The organism is Candidatus Bathyarchaeota archaeon (genome assembly GCA_026014745.1).
In the GTDB taxonomy this organism is placed as follows: Archaea; Thermoproteota; Bathyarchaeia; order Bathyarchaeales; family Bathycorpusculaceae; genus Bathycorpusculum.
The window spans coordinates 89737-106302 of record JAOZHS010000002.1 but is presented as its reverse complement, the minus strand read 5'-3'; the positions used below and the strand labels follow the sequence as shown (position 1 = coordinate 106302).

The 16566-nt window shown below is 48.8% G+C and carries 15 protein-coding genes; 9 read left to right on the top strand and 6 right to left on the bottom strand.

The features are described from left to right. Positions 1-426: 426 nt before the first annotated feature. Both NWE92_07255 and NWE92_07250 read left to right on the top strand, forming a co-directional pair. Positions 427-4401 carry a tail fiber domain-containing protein gene (locus NWE92_07255; GenBank protein MCW4029427.1) on the top strand — a complete coding sequence of 1325 codons (3975 nt, stop codon included), beginning with the start codon at positions 427-429 and terminating at the stop codon, positions 4399-4401. 37 nt (positions 4402-4438) lie between these two features. Beyond that, positions 4439-4606: a hypothetical protein gene (locus NWE92_07250; protein ID MCW4029426.1), complete on the top strand. Its 168-nt coding sequence runs from the start codon at positions 4439-4441 to the stop codon at positions 4604-4606. 52 nt (positions 4607-4658) lie between these two features. Here the strand turns inward: NWE92_07250 and NWE92_07245 are convergent, their stop codons facing one another. Next, positions 4659-4787 (bottom strand): hypothetical protein, encoded by a 129-nt coding sequence (locus tag NWE92_07245; GenBank protein MCW4029425.1) that lies wholly within the window; start codon positions 4785-4787, stop codon positions 4659-4661. 113 nt (positions 4788-4900) lie between these two features. Between NWE92_07245 and moaC the strand changes: the two genes are divergently transcribed. The 5 genes from moaC (at position 4901) to NWE92_07220 (ending at position 8827) form a co-directional block, all read left to right on the top strand. After that, a complete protein-coding gene (gene moaC / locus NWE92_07240; GenBank protein MCW4029424.1) occupies positions 4901-5377 on the top strand; it encodes a cyclic pyranopterin monophosphate synthase MoaC in 477 nt (158 codons plus the stop codon). 2 nt (positions 5378-5379) lie between these two features. After that, a complete protein-coding gene (locus tag NWE92_07235; protein MCW4029423.1) occupies positions 5380-5919 on the top strand; it encodes a MogA/MoaB family molybdenum cofactor biosynthesis protein in 540 nt (179 codons plus the stop codon). Beyond that, positions 5916-6845, top strand: coding sequence for a GTP 3',8-cyclase MoaA (gene moaA, locus NWE92_07230; GenBank protein MCW4029422.1), 930 nt, complete (start codon positions 5916-5918; stop codon positions 6843-6845). Before NWE92_07235 ends, moaA begins: the two co-directional genes overlap by 4 nt. Positions 6846-6999: 154 nt before the next feature. Beyond that, entirely contained in the window at positions 7000-8433 is a 1434-nt protein-coding gene (locus NWE92_07225; GenBank protein MCW4029421.1) for a hypothetical protein, read from the top strand. A 97-nt stretch (positions 8434-8530) separates the two neighbouring features. Next, positions 8531-8827, top strand: coding sequence for a GYD domain-containing protein (locus tag NWE92_07220; GenBank protein MCW4029420.1), 297 nt, complete (start codon positions 8531-8533; stop codon positions 8825-8827). A 10-nt stretch (positions 8828-8837) separates the two neighbouring features. Here NWE92_07220 and NWE92_07215 read toward each other — a convergent pair whose 3' ends face one another. Further along, the gene (locus NWE92_07215) at positions 8838-9587 is read right to left on the bottom strand and encodes a tetratricopeptide repeat protein (GenBank protein MCW4029419.1); all 750 of its coding nucleotides are present in this window, start codon (positions 9585-9587) and stop codon (positions 8838-8840) included. Between the two features lie 178 nt (positions 9588-9765). After that, the gene (locus NWE92_07210; GenBank protein MCW4029418.1) at positions 9766-10308 is read right to left on the bottom strand and encodes a metallophosphoesterase; all 543 of its coding nucleotides are present in this window, start codon (positions 10306-10308) and stop codon (positions 9766-9768) included. Between the two features lie 106 nt (positions 10309-10414). Here NWE92_07210 and NWE92_07205 point away from each other — a divergent pair, with 106 nt between their 5' ends. After that, on the top strand, positions 10415-10774 hold the full coding sequence (locus tag NWE92_07205) for a winged helix-turn-helix domain-containing protein (protein MCW4029417.1): 360 nt from the start codon (positions 10415-10417) through the stop codon (positions 10772-10774). Here NWE92_07205 and NWE92_07200 read toward each other — a convergent pair. Both NWE92_07200 and NWE92_07195 read right to left on the bottom strand, forming a co-directional pair. Continuing rightward, positions 10739-11458 (bottom strand): HAD family hydrolase, encoded by a 720-nt coding sequence (locus NWE92_07200; GenBank protein ID MCW4029416.1) that lies wholly within the window; start codon positions 11456-11458, stop codon positions 10739-10741. The two genes, NWE92_07205 and NWE92_07200, sit on opposite strands and share 36 nt — an antisense overlap. Before the next feature lie 81 nt (positions 11459-11539). After that, entirely contained in the window at positions 11540-14431 is a 2892-nt protein-coding gene (locus NWE92_07195; protein MCW4029415.1) for a DEAD/DEAH box helicase, read from the bottom strand. 408 nt (positions 14432-14839) lie between these two features. Here NWE92_07195 and NWE92_07190 point away from each other — a divergent pair, with 408 nt between their 5' ends. Continuing rightward, positions 14840-16048 (top strand): cofactor-independent phosphoglycerate mutase, encoded by a 1209-nt coding sequence (locus NWE92_07190; GenBank protein MCW4029414.1) that lies wholly within the window; start codon positions 14840-14842, stop codon positions 16046-16048. Between the two features lie 99 nt (positions 16049-16147). Here the strand turns inward: NWE92_07190 and NWE92_07185 are convergent, their stop codons facing one another. Continuing rightward, positions 16148-16492 carry a hypothetical protein gene (locus tag NWE92_07185; protein ID MCW4029413.1) on the bottom strand — a complete coding sequence of 115 codons (345 nt, stop codon included), beginning with the start codon at positions 16490-16492 and terminating at the stop codon, positions 16148-16150. Positions 16493-16566 lie beyond the last annotated feature (74 nt).

The following is a 16566-nucleotide window of genomic DNA, read 5'->3' as shown; positions in this document are numbered from 1 at the left end:
GTTGTTGGTTTGGGTTGTTTTTTGGGTTTGCTTTGTGTTTTGGGGTCTGTTTGGGTGTGGCATAATCGAATTTTACCACACGCCTAACATGGGGATATGTTGAAGCCGTCGCGGTGTGAGTGTGGGCGTATGTATAGACTGGTTTTTTCTCCACAAGACCAACACCACAATCAGAGGACAAACAAAAATTTTGATTCACTGATAAACTATTATAACCCAAAATAAGCAACCGACCAGCAATTTTCCCCTTCACCCCACAGGATGGACTCAGGATAGCCCACCCAAGGAACCACACACAGCACAAAACAACCTATCAACAAAGCAACCTTGATGTAATCAGTGAAAAACTATGATTGTGAACCTCAAAATTATAAATTTCTTAAAGGTTGAAAACCAAAAACCAGCCATTTTGGAGGGCAGGTATAGATGACAGTGCTTTTTAGTGATGACTTCGAAAGCAATGATTTCGGTGCTTGGTCGGGTCATGGCGCCAACGTCTCCACTGTTTCTTCGCCAGTAAAACAAGGCGCTTACGGCATGAGAGCAAATTCAAATGCTTATGGCTCCACTTTGAAAACTGGGCTGAACAGATTAGGTAACACTTTTGCACTTTGCTACCTTTACATGGAAAATTTACCGACATCAGGGAATTACATTACTTTTCTTAGATTGTCTGCTTCAGGTTTCAATGACGGTGTAGCCGCAAGAATATATAACGATGGGTCAAATTACCGCTGGGTGTTATGTACGCCTAGTGGAAATCAGGTATCCGATCCAGTCTCCCTTTCAGCCGAAACGTGGTATCGCGTGGAAATTCAAAGACAAGTGGGCAGCGGCAATGACGGAGTGGCTAGTTTGTGGGTGGATGGCACTTTAATTTATTCATCAACCACTGAAACAATGACTTCTGCCACCGATATAATTGATGTCGGTATTATTAATGGAGAAAACAACCCTATTTGTATTGATTCGTTGGTGGTTTCAAGCGACCGACAACAAGATGTTGAAGGAACCCAAGTTATTGGAGGTGACCAAGTCGTTGAAGGAAACATGACAGTTAATGGCAATATAACTGGCAAAGGCATGCTGGATATAAGCCGAAGGTCTTTGTTCAGATATGACGTTGGCTGCTTTGGGTTTTTCGGTTCAATGACTGATCCCGCGAAGGGTACTGGCGGTGGAGCAGTACAGATTGGCCATGGTTTCACCAGTCCGTCGGATCATCCGCAGTTAAATTTGACTGATACGATTAGTGGCGGATCAGGAGCGCACGCATATATAAACGTGGTTGATGGAGTGATACAAGATCCGGTACCGGTCGATAATCAGGGAAGCGGTTATCATTTCGCTGATGTGGATATACAAAAACCGACCAATGGCGCTGGAGCACGGCTTTATCCCGTTATAAATGGACCAATCACGAATATACTGATACTCGATCCAGGCAGTGGTTATTCGCAAGGAGATCCCATAACAATTAGCGCTCCTACTCAAGGAACTAATTTAGCATCTGCAGAGGTAAGTTCCGTAGATAACTATGGAAAAATAACGGGGATTAGCATTACGCAGCAAGGAGACTATTACGACTCAATATTTACGGGCGCTGAGATTAGAATCGAAGATTCGAGTGGTCGCGGAGCACAATTTCAAGTTGTCGTTAACGGCAAAATAAGAGAAATTCATGTTGTTGAAGGTTTTGGCGGGAAAGGTTATACACCTTCAGATGTTGTGACGATAACCAATAATCCACATAGTACGCTTTACTTGCAGCAGTCTATTTGGGGTAGTGCATCACCTGCTCATTTGGATTTAGGTAACTTGAATGTTCATGGAGCCTCCGGGTACTCGGGCATATTTCTTGACATAAACGAAAACCACCCAGTCATCCAATGGGGAAACACCTCCGAGGTAGCATTACGGTTGGCTCAGGCTCAGAATAGTGTTGGCGAATATCTTCCAGCGTTAGCCTCGCAGTACTACAATGAAGCGACTGAACACTGGGTTCTTGGTGACCTATACACCAGTCAGCTCCACACAGATCATCTGATATCCTCTCAAGGTGAGGGAATTTACCTGTTTGATTCCCTACGGCTCTACGGCGGAGCCCCTCAGGCAGTAGGACAAAAACTCTACGACTCAACAAATGATAGTGGTTCTGCTGGAGAGGTTTTAACTATAGATTCCTCTACGCTTCTACCACAATGGAAAGCACCCGCATGGAATGGCGGTACAGTAACGGGTGATATTACTGTAAGCAAAAGTGGTGCTGCTCTTAATTTGGACAGCCCTTCTCTGGCGCGTCTACGGTTTGTGGCTCATCCAGAGGGCACCAATTATATTGAAAGCGCTATCAATGGTTCAACTGGTTCTTCGGCTCCTCTACTCTTCACAAATATGTATGCACAACAAACGTGGATGGTCATAACAACGGCAGGTCAAGTGCAGATACCAACGTTGGGTTCCAATGCAGGTTTGTTAGTTGGAACCGACTGCCAATGGTACAGAAATGCCGCAAATGTTTGGCGCACACCCGACTCTGTAACGATTGATAGTGATTTAACCCTTGGTGGTGGACTTTACGGTTATGGCGGCGCTCTAAACATAGCGACTGACACAAATGTTGTGCATGCTAATAATGTGTTTTTTAACGTGAAAAGCACTACCGGTAGTCCCGTTATTAACTTGGCTTACGGTGATCCCACACCATCGACTCGGGGCACATTCGGTTATGACCACACAAACAGCCTCACTTACCTAACTTCTAATGTTAACCTTAAAATTGCTGTTGCAGCTGGATATCACATCGATTTCAACAACACACCATTCACTAACTACCTATCCAGCCTTGGTAGTGGCACGCCATCTTCAAGCACTTTCCTCCGGGGAGACGGAACATGGTCAGTACCTACATGGAACGGCGGCACAGTAACCAACAACATAACCATGAGCAAATATAGTCCTATGCTACTTTTGATGAATACTACAGCTACTACTTCACAACTGCGGTTTATCCCCTTTCCAGACGGTACTAACTACATAGAGAGTGGACTTGAAAGTACAACTGGTTCCGCGGCTCCAATTAAATTCACAAACATAGACGCCACATCGACATGGATGGTTATAACAACTACTGGGCAACTCCAGCTTCCTAAAACTGGCTCAGATGCTGGAATACTTGCAGGTACCGATGTACAATGGTACAGAAACGCGGCAAACGAATGGCGTACACCCGACGCTGTAACAATTGATGGCAATTTAAAAACTGGCGGTAGCCTTTCTGGTTCGAGCGGAACATTAAACGTATCCTCTGACACCAATATTTCGCATTCTGGAGCAGCGTACCTTAACCTCAACAGCACAAATAACAGTGCGGCAATCAATGTTGCATATGGCGGCAACACTAAGGGAGCATTTGCCTATGACCCTGCAAGTGATTACACATACATTACTGCGGCTGGCGGCACAACAAACCTAAAACTCGCGTCGGCAGGCGGGTACATTTACACTGATAATGTGTTCCATGTTAAGGGGTCAGGTCAGGATTTCGCAAAATGGATCGAACTTGATTCACCCACATCTTTGACTTCACCCCCAGGTGGTTGGACTGCTGGTTCTGTGCGAGTTGTTTGTAGCGCGGCAGGCGTTTTGCAAGTCCAAAATTCCGCCGGCGGACTAGCAACTTTAGACGCAAGCACTGTATTCACTGATCACCTAAATAGTGCATCGGGTGACGGAATCTACATTATTGACACTTTGAAGCCCTACGGTTCATCTATCAACATTTCGGGTAGAGTAGACAGTGACAGCGTGATCCATGGCGGTGGAAGCAACGGAGACGCATTCCAAGTCGGCGACGACATCTACATAGTGGACATAAACAACGCAAACAGATTATCTTTACAAGGAGCCGGAGACAGAAGCCAAGCCGGCATACAATTCGGTTCTGGTGGACCTTACATATACAAAGATGGCTCATACATGAGAGTTGGATCCAACTGGGTAGTTGACGGCCTCATCGTGGCATCATCTTGGGCAAACACCACACAATATGGTCCCCTCTACAGAAATTCAAATGGACAGATTGGATACAACACCTCATCCATTCGATTCAAAGACAACATCTGTAATGTCACTGACTGCTCATGGGTATACAACCTCAGACCGGTGAGTTTTGACTGGAAAGACCAAGAACGCGCGAAAACCGAAGGTACACAATTAGGCCTCATAGCCGAAGAAGTCAACCAACAATGCCCACAACTCGTCTTCAAAGATAAGGAAGGTACGCCCGAAGGCGTGCACTACGAATGGCTTGGCGTGCCTTTGCTGGTTGAAATCAAAAAACTCCGCAGCCGCGTCGAAGCACTAGAAAACCAACTCAAACTGACCCAAACTGCAGCCTAACCAACACATTCAAACGCAACATAGGGAGGTGAATCACTTGACACAATCCACACCAGAAGCCTCACCCATCATGCAGCAAATCGGCATGCTCAACCTCCGCATCAACGACATGATGACACAACTCAACGTCGTCATGAAAGCTATGTTGGAGGAGAATGCGGCGCTCAAAAAGGAAAACGCTGAGCTAAAAGCTAAACCGAACTAAGCAGCAGTAGCTGCTCTTTCTTTTTCTTTTTTTTAAAACATTTTTTTGGTTTTTAGGTTTGGGTTTGTTTTTCGTGCGCCTTGCCTTGGGCGATAAGTTGTTTGACTCGCTGTCCGCCGAGGTGCCCGGCTTCTTGGACGGTTATGGGTTTTTTGGTTTTTTGGGGGCTGTTTTTACTCACGGTTTCACCTCCAGACCGCCGCTGATACGCCGCTTCTGCACAAATAAAGCTATGTGGTTGCTTCATGGCAAAAACATTGAGTGGCGCTTAATGCATAAAAGAGACCCTTTACAATGTTATCGACAGGGAATAACGCTAAGGAAGGAAAACTGTTGGCTATGATTGATGTTTCCAGTAAAGCCGAGGTCAACCGCGAAGCCACCGCAGCCGGCACCATACGCCTCAAAACCCAAACCATCACCCTAATCGAGGCAGGCAAAATCGCCAAAGGTGACCCCCTCTACACCGCCAAAATCGCAGGCGTCCTGGCAGCGAAAAAAACCAGCGACCTCATCCCCCTATGCCATCCCCTCCCCCTAACCAACGTGGAGGTTTCGGTGAAGGTTTTGGACAAAACCACGGTTGAAGCCACAGCCACCGTGAAGACCCGTGCGCAGACAGGCGTAGAAATGGAAGCCCTCACCGCGGTTTCCGTGGCTCTTCTCACTGTTTGGGACATGACTAAGCAGTACGAGAAAGACGCTGGCGGGCAGTATCCTTCCACGGCAATTACACAGATTCATGTTGTGAAAAAGTTTAAGCAGGCATAACCATGAGCGAAAGTAGCAAACAACACAAATCACATGCACCCAAAACCCTAACCTTCGGGGTATTTATCTGCAGCACCAGCCGCGCCCAGCAGCTTGCCTCGGGCGAAAAAAAGGTCAGTGACGTGGGCGGCGACAAAATCGTAGAGTTGCTCCAAAAGGCTGGGCAGAAAGTGGTTTTCAAAAAAATCATACCCGACGACGAAACCGCGCTTCAAGACGCCGCCATGTATGCGTTGGGCGTAGAAAATCTTGATGTTGCCATTTTTTCGGGCGGAACAGGCATAACACCAACAGACATTACCATCGAAACCGTAACGCCCTTCTTTGAGAAGACTCTGCCCGGGTTTGGCGAGTTTTTCCGTCGCATCAGCTATGATAAGGTGGGTTCGCCGGCGGTTTTGTCTCGGGCTACCGCGGGGGTTGCGAAGGGACGCGCGTTTTTCTGTATTCCAGGTTCGCCTGATGCAGTGCAAACCGCGTTGGAAACTCTGATTTTGCCTGAGGCATCTCACATCGTTAAACATGCACGTGAACAACATTGACCCTAAATGACAACTGCGGCAGACCGCTCCTAAACATCCGCATATCCGTTACGCAACGCTGCAACCTCCACTGCACCTACTGCCACCGTGAAGGCGAAGTGGAGCTTGCGAATCGGTCTGCGGAGAGGATGTCGGTTGAGGAGATTGTTCGGATTGCCCGTGTTGCGGTGGGTTTGGGGATTTCGCGGGTGAAGTTGACGGGTGGGGAACCGCTTATGCGCGAGGACTTGCCTGAGATTGTGGCGGGAATTTCGGCTTTGCCGGGTCTGCGTGATTTGTCGTTGACTACGAATGGGTTGTTGTTGGCGGATGTGGCAAAGAGGCTGCATGATTGTGGGTTGCGTCGCGTTAACATCAGTTTGGCATCACTAAACCCTGACACCTATAACAGGTTAACTGGCGGAAACTTGCCTGACGCCTTAAAGGGGGTATCGGCTGCGTTGGAGGCTGGTTTTAACCCTGTGAAGCTCAATATGGTTCTGCTAAAAGGCGTCAACGTGGGGGACGTTTCGGATATGATTGAGTATGCGGGACGCACAGGCGCGATTTTGCAGCTCATAGAGTTGGATCCAGTGAACGTCGGTGACCATTACTATGAGGTGCATCACCGCAGCTTAGACGAGCAGGAAGCCATGCTTTTGGAGAAAGCTGTGTCGGTGGAGAAGCGTCCCTTTATGCATAACCGCCTCATCTATCACCTACCAAACGCCACTGTGGAAGTGGTGCATCCCATCGAAAACACCGACTTTTGTATGCACTGCACACGGATACGTGTAACCAGTGACGGCAAACTCAAACCCTGCCTGATGCGCAACGACAACCTCACCGACATTTTAACACCTCTCCGACAGGGAGCAAGCGACGAGGAACTCAGAGGGCTATTTGTGAAAGCTAATTCGTTGCGGGAACCCTACAACAGAGATTAGCCTATCAAGAACCCGATAAATAGAAAGCTTTTGCATTTTGTTCAAAGTATAGGCAATTAACTTTAAGTCAAGAAAAATCGACTATCTTAGTCAAGGAACTTTTACGAAAAAACTTTTTAACCGAATCGATTCAAGTTTAGTTGCGGGAAATCTATTGAAAAACAGCGTTTGTTTGGCTTTAATCCTTTTAGTCGTGTTGGCTTCAAGTTTCCCTCTAGTTTCTGCGCCTGACAGTGGACAAACGGTAGTTCCAACTTCGATCTCGATAGCGCTCAAGCCTAACCCTGTTGGAGTCGGCCAGTGGGTGGCCTTTGAATTCCAAGTTACTCCTGCTCCCCCCACCTCCAATGACCGGTTTGTCAACCTTTCGGCTGGAACGAACCTCGGATGGAATTATCCTGTCTCAACCAATGCCACAGGAGGCGCCACCCTTTTTTACGCGTTTTACCCAGCAGGCAACCGTACTTTTTTCGTAGAATTTCCTGGGCAATCATTCGAGAATGGCCAAGTATATGCACCCTCAAGAAGTGAGATGACGCTATTCATTCAAGCTGAGCCAGTCGATTATCCAATTGCAAATCCAACACAAAACCCTGCACACACAAACCCCCCGCCCCCAATTTGGCCGATATGGCCAGAGTTCACGGCTACCTTTAAGCGCGCCTCCTATGATATCGTTAATTATACAACCGGTGAGACCCAACAGGTCGATAACAGCACCATAGAATTCAAAATTACAAACCAGCCCCTAACCGGCTCACTCACCTCGATATATTATCTTTTACGCATGGCCGAACCGGACTATACCTGTGATTATTATACAGACAGTACTTGCAAACGCCAGTCAAACACAACCTACACGATTTTGACGTTTCCGCTTTACGATCTGCTGCCATCACATTTGCGAAATGCCACCTCCCTCAAGTTTCAAATACAAGCCGACACAAATTTGGGGAAAAGCGAGTGGAGCCCCATACAAACAGTGTACCTGACCGAAACGCCCAGTCCACCCCCAACCGCTCCCGTTGCCATGCCGCCATCAGCCACGCCAACGCCGTCGCCCAGACCGACTCCAAGACCCGTATTGACCCCGCCGCCCAGAATTGAAACAAACTCTAGCGGGTCAATAGTGAGAATGTCGTTAGCTGGAAATGTGACTCCTGCCCAGTTTTCAGACATTATCCTAACAAGCGAATCCGCACAAGCTGCCCAGTTGTCGTTTGTATTAAGTGGGCAGGCTGGAAACACAGGCTTTGGCAACATTACGGTTCCGAAAATTGCAGTGCCGAATGCATCTTCAATTGAAGTTCTGATTGATGGTCAACCAGCCCAAAACCAGGGCTACAGCCAAAACGCAAATTGCTACTACGTTTGGTTCACGACACATTTCAGTAGCCACCAAGTATCGATTGTTTTCTCTTTAAACGCTCTACCAAACGTAACGGCGACGCCTAATAGTTCACCCGTACAAATCAACCTAATACAGATACTTCTTGGAGTAGCGGTAGCAGTGGTGGTTATTGGGATAATTATAGGGGGGTTATTGGCTCTAAACCGTGAGAGGCGACAAAAGCCAACCAATGCATAATCGCTAATGCCCTTTTGAGCCCCTTAGCCTTGATGGGGCAATGTGTGCTGCTGCAAAAGGTTTTATTTTTGCTGTTGATTCTAGAGGTTGGTGATTTTTGGCGAATTTTGTTGTGTTAGGTAATTGGACTGAGCAAGGCATCAAAAAAGTCTCCGAAGCTCCCCAACGAATCAAAACTACCCACTCCATGATTGAGAAAGCAGGCGGCAAAATGCAACTCTTCTACACCATGGGCGTATACGATTTTGCGATGATTGTGGAGGGCCTAAGCGATGAGGACATGGTTGCTATATTGGCGTGTTTGGGCAGCATGGGAAACGTCCGCTCACATACCCTCAAGGCTTGGACCGAAGAAGAAGGAGCAAAAATCCTAGCCGCCGCTCCTCATCCGTAGGTTTAATTGGTTAACTTTGGTTAAAGCGGTTCTTGAATTTCTCTTGAGCTACCTTAAAATCGCTGCGTATGGATTCGTTTTCTGACTGAACAGAAGCGGTTTGCGGCTTATCTTTGGCGTTGGCGCCTTTAATTTCGAGGATTTGGTTGGCTACTGCTTGAGCTTCCTCTTTTCTGCCCAGTTTACCCAGCATGATGCCTTTTGCGAGCATTGCATCCAAAAAGTCAGGTTTTAGCTGCAAGGCAGCCTCGAAGCAGGCGAGTCCTTTTTGGTAGTCAGCGCGGTTGCCCCACATGACGCCCGTGTAGTAGTCCACTCGCGCATCGTTTGGCCAGTACTGTTTTGTTTGAGCAAAGCACGCCTCTGCCTCTTCGTAGCGTTTGAGTTTTTGAAGTGTCGCTGCAAGGGCTAGCCGAAACTCTAAGCTGTCGGGTTTGATTTTTATGGCACAGAGGAAGCATTCAATCGCTTTCTCATGTTGGTCTAGGGAACTGTAGGTAGCTGCTTTGAGGCGCCAAGCATCTGCAGATTGGGGATTGTACTCGAGGATTTTGTCATAGCATTTTTGGGCTTCGCTGCATCGACCCTGTTTGCCTAAAAGAACGCCCTTGATTAGCCATGCATCTGAGTTATCGGGTTGAATTGCGAGTGCTTCGTCGAGCGCCATAATTGCGCTTTCGTATTTGCCCATGCTCTCGTATTTTACGGCTTCTTTGAGTTTAAGCGCTGCATTGGTGAAGGCTGTAGAATTATTTTCCATAATTATCAGGATTAACCACGGGCACGTGAAGGGATTTATATGTAATCGCCTCAAAAAATGCAAAACCGTCTCAGGCGAGCGGTTGATTTTGAATAGAGATTGACAAAGAAGCCCCCGTGTTACCCCCTAAGCAACGCTTAGCTATTATGGAATGTAGGGTTTTGGTTTAAATAGCGTCTTAGAGTTCGAGTATTTTTGCCTCGTTTCTGGCAGTGTCTATGATGGCGAGGGTTCCTTTTCCTGTGAGGTAGCCGCAGACTTCGCCGGGGTTGACGAGCAGGGTTTTGCCTTTGGTTTGGATACCTTTCATGTGTGAGTGTCCATGGACGATGGCGTTGAAGTAGCCGCTGTCCACTAACGAATCGAATAGTTCGGTGTCATCGCCATGTAGCAAAGCAACCCTGTAGTCTCCACAGGTTACGGCGGCGAAGCGGTCGTGAAGAGTGCAGTTGCTGGTTTGACTGAACCGTTTTTTTAAAAGTTCATGGTCGCCGTCGTTGTTGCCAAACACGCCGATTAAGGGGCATTTTAGCTGGGCAAGTTTAGGGACAACAAAGCCCGCCACGTAGTCGCCTGCGTGGAGAACGAGTTCGACGTTTTGTTGGTTTAGGGTTTGTATTGCTTTTTCGATGAGGGGAAGGTTGTCGTGGGTGTCAGAAATTGCGCCGATTAACATGGTTTGTGGTTGGGTTTTGTGGCAGTAAAGGTTTTCTGTGCTCAACGGCTTGTGCGGAATCGTGGTGTTTTTTGTGGATTTTTCGCTTTTTTCCGAATCTATATATGTTTAAATAAAAAACTTATAAGGAGAAATAAGACTAAAAAGTTGTGTGTTGACTCAAAAGATGCTGTATTCTAAACAGAAAAGACGCGACCATTTACGAATAATTGCGGACATACTGGACATAACCCAAGAAGGCGTCCTAAAGACACAGATAATGTATAGAGCAAGCCTAAGTTTCACTCAACTAAACGCCTACGTCACTTACTTGCTAGAGCACAACTTGATAATTCAAACCAGCCAAGACAAAAAAGACATATACCTCATAACAGCAAAAGGCATGGATTTTCTTCGATGCCACCGAAAACTAATCCTGATGCTCAAAAACTCGGGCAAAACAAAAAAATCTGCCTCGCCGCTTGAGGAGTCAATCTTAGCAGCGTGTGAGCGCCAAGGGCAACTCGCTTAGGCGCTGGATTGTTTGGTCGGGACAAAACTTTTCTGAAGGCGTTTGAGGCCGCCGTTCAATATACACCGACTTCATGCCCACAGCTTTTGGTCCTTCAACATCAGCGTCTATAGTGTCGCCTACAAAAACAGCATCTGAAGCCTTTACTTTTAACATATTGAGAGTGAGTTCAAAAATTTCGGGGCTAGGCTTGCGCTTATTCACCGCAGCCGAAACTGTTACAACATCAAAGTACTCGTCGAGGCCGTGGATTCGGAGCAGTTTTAGGACGCATTCGGGGATAGCAAAGTTAGATACGACGCCTAAGAGGTATTTGCCTTCTAATTGGCTGAGTAGCGCTTGAGCGTCGGGGTCCACTTGGACTACTTTCATGAATTCCTCGCAGAACTCGCTGGTCGCTGTCGACACTACGGGACTTGAGAGGGGGTAGTTGTAGCCTAAGGCTTTGAGGGTCTCCACAACGCGGACGTTGAAGTGGGGTTCTTCCCAGTTGGCGTCGGCTTGGGCGTAGATGCGGTCCCGTTCCTGAGTGTAGGTGTCGTTGAATTTCTCAAAGGGCACGTCTATGCCGTTTTGGTTTAGGTAGTTGTACATTCTTTTTACGGCTGGGCTGTAGAAATCGTGATTCTTGTTGATAATCACGAGTGTGTCGAACATGTCAAACAAAATAGCTTTCGTAGGCATCTGCGTTCTCAACAGTAAAGCTTAGCTAGCCTTAAAATCCTTATCGCACAAAACCCGACGACTCCAATAAGCAACAATAGACTATTTGTCCCAGTATTCGCGGGTCCGCAGAAACTGAATCTTCGCCTTTAACAAATCCATGTAGAAGTCGTCTTCGTCGGGATGCATTTTGCCCAAAATACGTGACGCCGTCTCAGGCCCCACACCCTTCACCTGCAACGCCCTAACCGCCTGCTTCCCATAGCTTAAAATCAAATCAGCCTTACGCCGCGCCACACTAAGCTCCTTGAGTTCCTCAGGCGACAACTCCCCGCCGCTTCGCCGCCGAGCCAAGGCTTCTTGGAGTTGAACATGATTTTGATGCCGATAAAGGGGCGCCAAAAGTCCCGAGCCGCAGTTTCCACAAGTGGGCTGTTCAGGTAGGTCTCGGATTTTCTGAACGGTTTTCCATTCACCGCACTTCATACACAAAAGCGTCACATCGCGGGCGTCGATGGCCATTTTGAGTTGGTCGATGTTGCCCACCAACACACGTTCAGGTGCCATGAGTTCGGTTACGTCGCCGAATTGTGAGAGGATGTGGTAGGCAAGAGGCGTGGGCTTCTCGTAGCTGATGTAGGTGGAGACTTTGATTTTACCTTCCGCTACTTCATGCATGATTTGTTTGGCGTGAGGTAAGTCGACTTTTTCCATAAGGGCTTCGCGGATGGTTTCGCGATAGATCGGAGTGTTGTCGAAGCGGGCTTTGAGTTCGGCTTGCCGCTGGTAACTCATCGTTTTACCCCGGGGCAACACGCCGAAGCGTTCCGCCACAAACTTCATTTTGTAACCAAAAGGAAACTTTGAGTCCAAATATCGTTTGAACGCGTCATCCACCGCGTCATCGCTTAACCCAAAAAGGGTCTTTGGCAAGTCGGCGAGTTCGAGTTTGTTAAGTTTGCGAGGCGCCTCAATAAGGATGCGATACCCATCCGCCCACCAACCACTGATAATTTCCCGCTCCGAGAGCACGCTGTCAAAGACTCCACCCAACGTCTTATTAACCAACTCGCCAAAACACGCATGCACCACAAGATAGCGGTCATAAACTTCTAGCACGATGTGGTTTTCGGTGGGCAGGGGTGCGCCTACTTTTATGTGCTCTTCGATTTCAGTGATGGCGGTTTGCATGCTGGCTTGGTCACTGCCTAACTCCTTCGCCAACACCTCAGCCGCCACCGTTGCGTCACCTGTTTCGCGAAGAACCTCGGCGATTCGTCGGCGGTTCACACCTGACTGCTGCGCTAACTCGTAGGGCACAGGGAGGATTTCTCCGTCCCAGCCGGGCACAGACGCCATCGGATCCTCAGAGGGCACCACATGCACCGTACCCGCCTCGTCCTCAATCTGTACAATCCGCCACACTTTGCCCCTCATGATGAAGCTTAAGCCGACTCGGGCGTGGAGCGCCATGAATTCATCCCCGAGGCTGCCGATTTTGCGGTCAGAAATGACGTTGATGACGGGGTAGCGACGTTCGTCGGGTATCATGGATAGGTTTTCGTAGTAGTAGGGGCGGGTTTTTCGGGTTTTAGTCACGGTGGTTTCGTCTTCGTTGAGTCTTATTTGGTTGAGGCTGTCTAAAAAGCGTAGCAGGTCTTGCAGCTCCGTTTTTGGGAGGTGGCGGTAGAGGTAGGCGCGGTGGATTAGCCGCGTCAAATCTTCAACGGTGACTGTTTGGTTATCCATCAGAACCCCCGCGATTTGATGCCCCAACGCATCCAACGCAGCAGTATGCATCGGAACCGCCTCAATACGCCCCGCCTTAGCGTTTCTTATCGCCGCCAAAGCCTCCAACGCATCATCAGGATACGCGGTGATTATGGTGCCCTCAGATGCCCTGCCCAAACTGTGACCGCTACGCCCAACCCGTTGCACAAGGCTGGTAACCTGCCGCGGCGACATGTACTGCACCACCAAATCCACCTGCCCCACATCAATCCCCAACTCCAACGTACTCGTACAAATAATGGCTCTAAGCTGCCCCGCCTTGAATGCGTCCTCGATGGCGATGCGTTCCTCCTTTGAGATGGAGCCATGATGCACCGCAACATCCTCTCGCCCCAGCAATGCCAGCTTATGCCCCAAAACTTCGGCGACGGTGCGACTGTTCACAAAAATCAACGTTGACCTATGTGAATCTACAAGCTCAAGGATGCGGCGGATGCGTGCAGCAGCCTCAGGCGAAGTGTCGAGTTTTCCCGCCACATCATAATCAACTTGGCTGGGGCTGGGGTGCTCGACGTTGTAGCGGTAGCTTTTCTCCAGCGACGCCTCGATGATGTGGATTTTTCTGCGGTTGCCCGCAAGGTAGCTTGCGACTTCTTGGGGGTTGCCGATGGTTGCGGATAAGCCGATACGCTGAAAATCTTTCTTTGTCACCAGTCGGAGCCGCTCCAGCCCCAGTGAGAGTTGGGCGCCGCGTTTGCTGGCAGCCAAATCATGCACCTCATCCACCACTACGGTCTGGACGTGTTTGAGGTGTCGCCGCATCTGAGTTCCCGGCAAAATCGCCTGCAACGTCTCAGGCGTCGTCACAAGAACTGTGGGGGGCTTTTTAGCTTGCATCCGACGCGTCTTTAGTTCCGTGTCACCATGCCGCACCTCCACCGACAAGCCCAACCGTTCACCCCAATAGAGCAAACGCTTGAGCATGTCACGGTTCAGCGCTCGTAGCGGCGTGATGTAGAGAAGTCGGATGCCCTGTTGCTCGGCGGTTTTCTGCTCGACTAGCTTGGATAGGATTGGTAGCAGCACGGCTTCGGTTTTGCCTGTGCCCGTGGGTGCAATCAAAAGCACGTTTTCGCCAGCCAACACCGCGGGAAACGCAAGCGTCTGGGGCAGCGTGGGGTCTGTAAAGCCCTGCTCAGCGATGACGGCTTGAACCTGCGGGGCAAGTAACTTGAAAACGGATGGGGCGGTTTGTGGCTGCATCTGGTTAACCTATGCGTTTAGAGCATGTTTTAACTCTTTAGCTAACCCCTGTCCTGAACATCCTGATATTTGCGTTTTTGAGTTAAACAAGGAATCTGACCTATTTGGATGCTAATATCCAAGCTATGCAGAAATCGATAGAGGGGGAGGGGTAGGCGGGCATATTTGGTGCCTATTAGAGGTTCTATGCAGAAACCTAAGAGGGGTAGGTCCTATTGGCTCAGAAATAGCCCAAAAGTATGTTGAAAACCAGTAGAAATCCCCTGTTGAATAAGGGTGTGGCTGGGTGGTCTTTGAGGTGTTGGAGGCAGAATCCCAGAATTTTCCAAGTTAACGTCGGGTTTTGGATGGCTAAGTAGATAAATACGGGTTACGCATTGTTGAAAGCAACGGCAGGAGCCATACTTCATGAAGTATCTACTGGTTATCGGAGACGGAATGGCTGATTATCCCATACCTGAATTAGGCGGCAAAACGCCCCTTGAAGTAGCCTACAAACCCAACATGGACGCCATCGCCCAGCGTGGCAGAAGCGGCCAAATCTGCAACGTCCCCCCAGAATGCACAGCCGGCTCCGACGTAGCCATATGCTCCGTGCTAGGATATGACCCACGCATTTACTGCCCAGGAAGAGGACCCCTCGAAGCCCCCTCCAGAGGCATAAAACTTGGACCAAACGACACCGCCTATCGCTGCAACATCATCACCGAACGCGACGGCGCCATCGCCGACTACTCCGCAGGACACATAACCACCCCCGAAGCCACAGAACTCATCGCAGCATGCCAAAAAGCCTTCGACCAACCCGGCAAAATCGAATTCTACCCCGGGCTAGACTACCGACATTACCTCATCCTACGCAACTTCCAATACCCTGAACAAATCCAATGCACCCCACCCCACGACGTAAAAGGCACAGCTGTCAAAGAGGTACTGCCCAAAGCCCAAACCGCCCAAGCAGAAAAAGACGCCCAATTCCTCCGCGACCTAATCGCAAAGTCAAGAAACATACTCCCCAACCACCCCGTCAACATTGCTCGGCAAAAGGCTGGCAAAAACCCGGGCAATCTGATTTGGCCTTGGGGCGGCGGCAAAAAACCCAGCATGCCCACGCTTAAAGAAAAGTTCGGCGTGAAGTCCGCGGTGATTTCTGCTGTGGATTTGGTGAAGGGTCTTGGTTGTTATGCGGGTATGGAAATAATCAATGTGGAAGGCGCCACTGGTCTCTACAATACCAATTATGAGGGTAAAGCTGACGCCGCGCTTAAAGCGTTTGAGACTAACGATTTGGTGTTTGTACATGTGGAAGCCCCCGACGAGGCAGGTCACGTGCAGGACGTCAAGCTAAAAGTCAAAACAATTGAAGACCTCGACAAACGTATGCTTGGCAGAATCCTTGGGGGCATGAAAGAGCCCTATGCAGTCGCCATTTTACCCGACCACCCCACCCCCATAGCACTCGGCACCCACTCACGCGACCCCGTGCCCTTCGCAATCGCAGCTCCCTCCATGCAGCCCGACGGTGTCGAAAAATTCGATGAGGCTTCCGCGGCAAAAGGCGGATACGGATTGGTTACAAAGCAGTATCTGTTGCCTCTTCTGCTTTCCATCAAATAACTACTAAGTCTACGCTGCTTTTCCATTTTTATTACGTTTGTTCATTAAAAATGAACTAAAATTTGCTTAAAAAAGCCCGAGAAGGTAATTGGCTTGTTGTTATTGCGCCGGTTTGGGTTCGGCGTATTCTTTTTGGTCAATGTCTTTTATGCGTTGTTTGATGACGGTTTGGATTTCGGGGTCAGCTTCTTGGGTTGAGGCATCTTCGAGGAGCCGTTTAGCGGTGGTGAAGCTTTTGTCTCCGAAGAGTTTGGCGAATTTGCTGCTGCGTTTTTCTAGGATGCGGAAGTATCGGGGCAGGACACAGACGAAGTTTAGGGGGTAACGTTTGCTTTTGTCAAGGTCGACGACGACAAGTTGGATGCGGTTACAAGGTTGCTGGTTTAGATTTTTTATTGCGTAAAGTTTTAGGTTAATGTTTCCCCACCTTCCCTTAACTTTCAACCGAGTTTAATTAACTGCGGTTGCGCTCTTGTTATCTGCACTCTTCACAGCGGCGTCATATTAACCTTGTCCAA

Excerpts from the sequence above, each read along its gene's own strand:
- NWE92_07255 (MCW4029427.1), top strand. The coding sequence starts at position 427 with ATGACAGTGCTTTTTAGTGATGACTTCGAAAGCAATGATTTCGGTGCT.
- moaC (MCW4029424.1), top strand. The coding sequence starts at position 4,901 with ATGTTATCGACAGGGAATAACGCTAAGGAAGGAAAACTGTTGGCTATG.
- NWE92_07235 (MCW4029423.1), top strand. The coding sequence starts at position 5,380 with ATGAGCGAAAGTAGCAAACAACACAAATCACATGCACCCAAAACCCTA.
- NWE92_07215 (MCW4029419.1), bottom strand. The coding sequence starts at position 9,587 with ATGGAAAATAATTCTACAGCCTTCACCAATGCAGCGCTTAAACTCAAA.
- NWE92_07200 (MCW4029416.1), bottom strand. The coding sequence starts at position 11,458 with ATGCCTACGAAAGCTATTTTGTTTGACATGTTCGACACACTCGTGATT.
- NWE92_07195 (MCW4029415.1), bottom strand. The coding sequence starts at position 14,431 with ATGCAGCCACAAACCGCCCCATCCGTTTTCAAGTTACTTGCCCCGCAG.
- NWE92_07190 (MCW4029414.1), top strand. The coding sequence starts at position 14,840 with ATGAAGTATCTACTGGTTATCGGAGACGGAATGGCTGATTATCCCATA.